The organism is Streptomyces sp. SID14478, assembly GCF_010548525.1.
Taxonomy (GTDB): Bacteria; Actinomycetota; Actinomycetes; order Streptomycetales; family Streptomycetaceae; genus Streptomyces.
Map to the genome: position 1 here is coordinate 1 of NZ_JAAGMG010000054.1, position 4,398 is coordinate 4,398.

Genomic DNA, 4,398 nt, shown 5'->3' on the forward strand with positions numbered 1-4,398 from the left:
CGGCGGCGCTGGCCCCGGGTGCTCGCCGTCGTCGTGGCGGCGCTGCTCGTCGGGGGCGGCGGCGCGGCCGGGGCGATGTACTACGCCGACCACCGCGACGACGGGAGCGGGGCGTCGGCCCAGGACGCGGGCGGCCAGGACGGGTCCGGGGACGCCAACGGCAAGCAGGACGGCCAGGACGGCCAGGACAAGGGCGGGTCGCAGGGCTCCAAGTCCGGCGCGATCCCGGACGACTGGGTGCGCGTGAACGACGTCGAGGGATTCAGCCTGATGCTGCCTCCCGGCTGGCAGAACCGGCAGGCCAACGGGAACCAGATCGACTACACGCCGGACGGCGGACAGCGGTTCGTCCGCATCGCCATCGACAAGAACTCGCAGTGGCGGGACTCGTACCAGCACCAGCTGGACCTGGAGAAGAACCTGAGCCGCAAACTGCCCGGCTACAAGCGGGTGGCGCTGGATTCCAACATGTTCCGGGACCGGCACGGCTCGCTGTGGGAGTTCACCTGGACGGCCGGGTCGAAGGACGCGACGTCCGGCCCCCGGCACGCCATCGAGGAGACCTACCGGACCGAGGACGGCACGGAGTACGCCATCTACCTGTCGGTACCGGCGGAGAAGTGGACCGGCGCGCGCGAGCAGTTCGACGCGATCCTGCGCGGGTGGCAGCCCCCGGCGTAGGCCCACGCGTGGACCCACGGCGAAATCGGCGGGTGCGGGACGCCTGACCGGATCGCTCCACTCCTGCCGCACACCCGTGCGGCATGATGGGACGCATGGGGACCGAGGGGGGCAACGTCCGTGTGATCGCCGGGCGTTACCGGCTGGAGGCCGTGATCGGGCGGGGCGGCATGGGCGTCGTCTGGCGGGCCGCCGACACGCTGCTCGGGCGGCAGGTCGCCGTCAAGGAGCTCGGTGTCGACGAGACGCTGTCCGAGGACGAGGCGCGCCAGCAGCGCGAGCGGATGCTGCGCGAGGCGCGGGCCGTCGCCCAGTTGCGGCACGCGCACATCATCGTCGTGCACGACGTGGTGCTGCACGACGGACGGCCCTACATCGTCATGGAGTTGGTGAGCGGCGGCTCGCTCGCCGACCGGCTCGCGCAGGACGGGTCCGTCGACGCCGTCGAGGCCGCGCGGATCGGACTCGCGCTGCTCGGCGCGCTGCGCGTCGCGCACGCCGCCGGGGTGCTGCACCGCGACCTCAAGCCCGCGAACGTCCTGCTGGAGCCGGGCACAGGCCGCGTCGTGCTCACCGACTTCGGGATCGCGCAGGTCGAGGGGGCCACGACGCTCACCGAGACCGGCGGCTTCGTCGGCTCGCCCGAGTACACCGCGCCCGAGCGGATGTCGGGCGACCGGGCCGGTGCGGGCGCCGACCTGTGGTCCCTGGGGGCGCTGCTCATCGCGGCGGTGTCCGGCGAATCCCCGTTCCGGCGCGACTCGTTGGGCGGCATCCTGCACGCCGTCGTGTACGAGGAGATACGGCCGCCGATCGAGGCCGAGCCGCTGCTGCCGGTCATCCAGGGGCTGTTGCAGCGGGAACCGGTCCGGCGGATGGGGCTCGACGAGGCCGAGCGGCTGCTGCGCGCGTACGTGGCCACGGGGTCGACCCCGCAGTACGCCCCGCACCGGGTGCCGTACTCGCCGACCGAGCGCGACGTGCCCGCGCTCCGTCGCCGGCGGGTGCCGACCCGGGTGCTGCTCGTGGCCTCGGCACTCGTCGCGGCCCTCGCCGGGGCGGGGATCGCGGCCGCCGCGCTGCTGGCCGGCGACGGCGACAACTCCCCGGCGGGGCCGTCGAGCGCGGCGCCCGGGTCGTCGCGTACCGCATCCGCGACCGGGTCGCCCACGCCGACCGTGACCGTCACCCGGCAGGAGACCCGCACCGAGACGCCCAGCCCCAGCGCGCCGCAGGGGTACCGGATCGCCGAGGACGCCAAGGGGTTCAGCCTCGCGGTGCCGGACGGTTTCACGCGCTCGCTCGACGGGCCCCGGGTCTTCTACATGTCACCGGGCAAGGTCTTCCGCATCGGCGTCAAGGTGACGGGCACGCAGGCCGGCGGGCCCGGCGACGTCCAGCGGCGGGCCGCCGCCGACGGGCCGCGCAACAACCCGGGCTACCGGGACGGGAAGGTCACCGACACCTCGCACGACGGGCAGGAGGCCGCGTTGTGGGAGTTCAGCTGGGACGGGTTCAGCGCCGCCGAGGGCGCCCGGCACACCGTCGACCTGTGCTGGGAGGAGGACGGGCGGATGTACGACGTGTGGGTGTCGGCGCCCGTCGGCAGGACCGGTGAGGCGCGCGCGTATTTCGACGCGGCCGTCGACACGTTCGTCGCGGCGCCCGGACGGTGACGTCCCGCCCGGGCAAGGGCGATGCGGTCCGCAGACAGCGACCACTCGCCGGGACAGCGCACCTCGCGGGCAGGGGCACCTCGCCGACGGAAATGACGCTTGTGCGGGGGAATGGCGGGACGTGGCGCCACAGCGCGGTCACAAGTCCGTGACCCGGGTGGAACCGGGGGTGTCCCGCACGGTAGTGATGGAGCCATGAGTGACAACGGGGGAGCATTGCAGGGGCCGAACGATCCCACCAGCTTCGGCCTGCAACCACCGCAGCAGCAGGCGCACGTGCCGCACGAGGGCAACCCGTACGCGCAGCCGGCCCAGGCCCCGTCGTACGGCTACCCCCAGCCGGAGCCCACCCGGGCCGTGCCGGAGCAGCAGCGGGCCGAACCGGGAACGGGCCGGCTCGTCGCCGGGCGCTACCGGCTGCTGAGCAAGCTCGGCCACGGTGGCATGGGCACGGTGTGGCGGGCCAAGGACGAGACGGTGGACCGCGAGGTCGCCGTCAAGGAACCCCGGGTCCCCGACCACCTCCCCGAACGGGAGCGGTCCAACGCCTTCGAGCGGATGCGGCGCGAGGCGCGCGCCGCGGCGAGGCTCGACCACCCGGCCGTCGTGAACGTCCACGACGTGGCCGTCGAGGACGGACAGCCGTGGATCGTCATGGAGTTCGTGCAGGGCCGCTCGCTCGGCGACGCGCTCCAGGAGGGCACGCTGGGCGTGCGCGAGGCGGCGCGCATCGGCCTGGAGGTGCTGGGCGCGCTGGAGGCCGCGCACGCCGCCGGCATCCTGCACCGCGACGTGAAGCCGGACAACGTCATGCTCGGCCGGCACGACCGCGTGATCCTCACCGACTTCGGCATCGCCCAGATCGAGGGCGAGACGAACCTGACCGACACCGGCGGCTTCGTCGGCTCGCCCGAATTCATCGCGCCCGAGCGGGTGTTGGGCCAGCGGCCCGGTCCCGCGTCCGACCTGTGGTCGCTGGGTGTCGTGCTGTACGCGGCCACCGAGGGCGTCTCGCCGTTCCGCCGCAGCAACACCCCGGCGACGCTGCAGTCCGTCCTGAACGCGACCCCGGCCGCGCCCGCCTCCGCGCGGGGCCCGCTGGCCGACGCCATCAACGGCCTCCTCCAGAAGGACCCGGCCCACCGCCCGAACGCGGCGCAGGTCCGCGCCCTGCTGGAGCGTGCCGCCGAGCCGCCCGCGCAGGCGCCCACCCAGGTCGTGCGGATCGGCTCCGCCCAGGGCGGTCTGCGCCTGGGCCGCAAGGCGCTCATCGGGATCGGGGCGGGGGTCGTGGCCCTGGCCGTCGCGGCGTACCTGGTCATCGCCGACCCGTTCGCGGGGCCGCTGCCGGACGGGTGGAAGGAGCACCCCGAGAAGGCGCTCGGCGTGACGGTCGCCGTGCCCGCCGACTACCAGGTGGGCCGGCCCGCAGACACCGACACCGACAAGGACTGGGTGACGTACAGTGACTGGAGCGGCAGCGTCTGGGTGGGGGTGAACCTGTCCCGCAAGAAGAACGACTCGCTCAACCAGATCAAGGGCTCCGCGCGGGCCCAGATGTACGACGACGACACCAAGTTCAAGAACGACGGCGACTCGGGTCTGGACATGCCGCAGGGCGCCAGGACCGCGCCGGACGACGACGCCAAGTTCCACGACCAGGACGCCGCGCAGAACACCGTCGCGTACATGACGGACGACAGCACGAACCCCCGGCCGCGCGAGGTCCGGTTCTTCTACTTCAAGAACAAGGGCGGCGACATGTACCGGGTGTCGATCGTCTACCCGGGCAAGGGCGACTTCACCGAGCGGGGACGCCGGGTCGCCGACGACGTCATCACCAACCTGGACATCGCGGAGAGTCCCTGAGTGAACGGCTACGGGGGAACGGCCACGGGGGACGGTCGGCTGATCGGCGGCCGCTACCGGCTCGTCGAGCGGATCGGCGCCGGAGGGATGGGCACCGTGTGGCGGGCGGCCGACGAACTCGTCGGCCGGGACGTCGCGGTGAAGCAGCCGCGGCTGCCGGGCGACCCGCACG

Annotated in this window: 2 protein-coding genes and 2 pseudogenes; all 4 read left to right on the forward strand. The window is 73.5% G+C overall.

Annotation, left to right across the window (positions count from 1 at the left end):
* Nucleotides 1-681: pseudogene (locus G3I40_RS01900) on the forward strand (serine/threonine protein kinase); the annotation flags it as partial.
* 95 nt (nt 682-776) lie between these two features.
* Nucleotides 777-2,357: a serine/threonine-protein kinase gene (locus G3I40_RS01905; RefSeq protein WP_164300388.1), complete on the forward strand. Its 1,581-nt coding sequence runs from the start codon at nt 777-779 to the stop codon at nt 2,355-2,357.
* A 195-nt stretch (nt 2,358-2,552) separates the two neighbouring features.
* Entirely contained in the window at nt 2,553-4,226 is a 1,674-nt protein-coding gene (locus G3I40_RS01910; protein WP_164300389.1) for a serine/threonine-protein kinase, read from the forward strand.
* Nucleotides 4,227-4,398: pseudogene (locus G3I40_RS48065) on the forward strand (serine/threonine protein kinase); the annotation flags it as partial. It abuts the gene before it with no gap.

Excerpts from the sequence above, each read along its gene's own strand:
- G3I40_RS01905 (WP_164300388.1), top strand. The coding sequence starts at position 777 with ATGGGGACCGAGGGGGGCAACGTCCGTGTGATCGCCGGGCGTTACCGG.
- G3I40_RS01910 (WP_164300389.1), top strand. The coding sequence starts at position 2,553 with ATGAGTGACAACGGGGGAGCATTGCAGGGGCCGAACGATCCCACCAGC.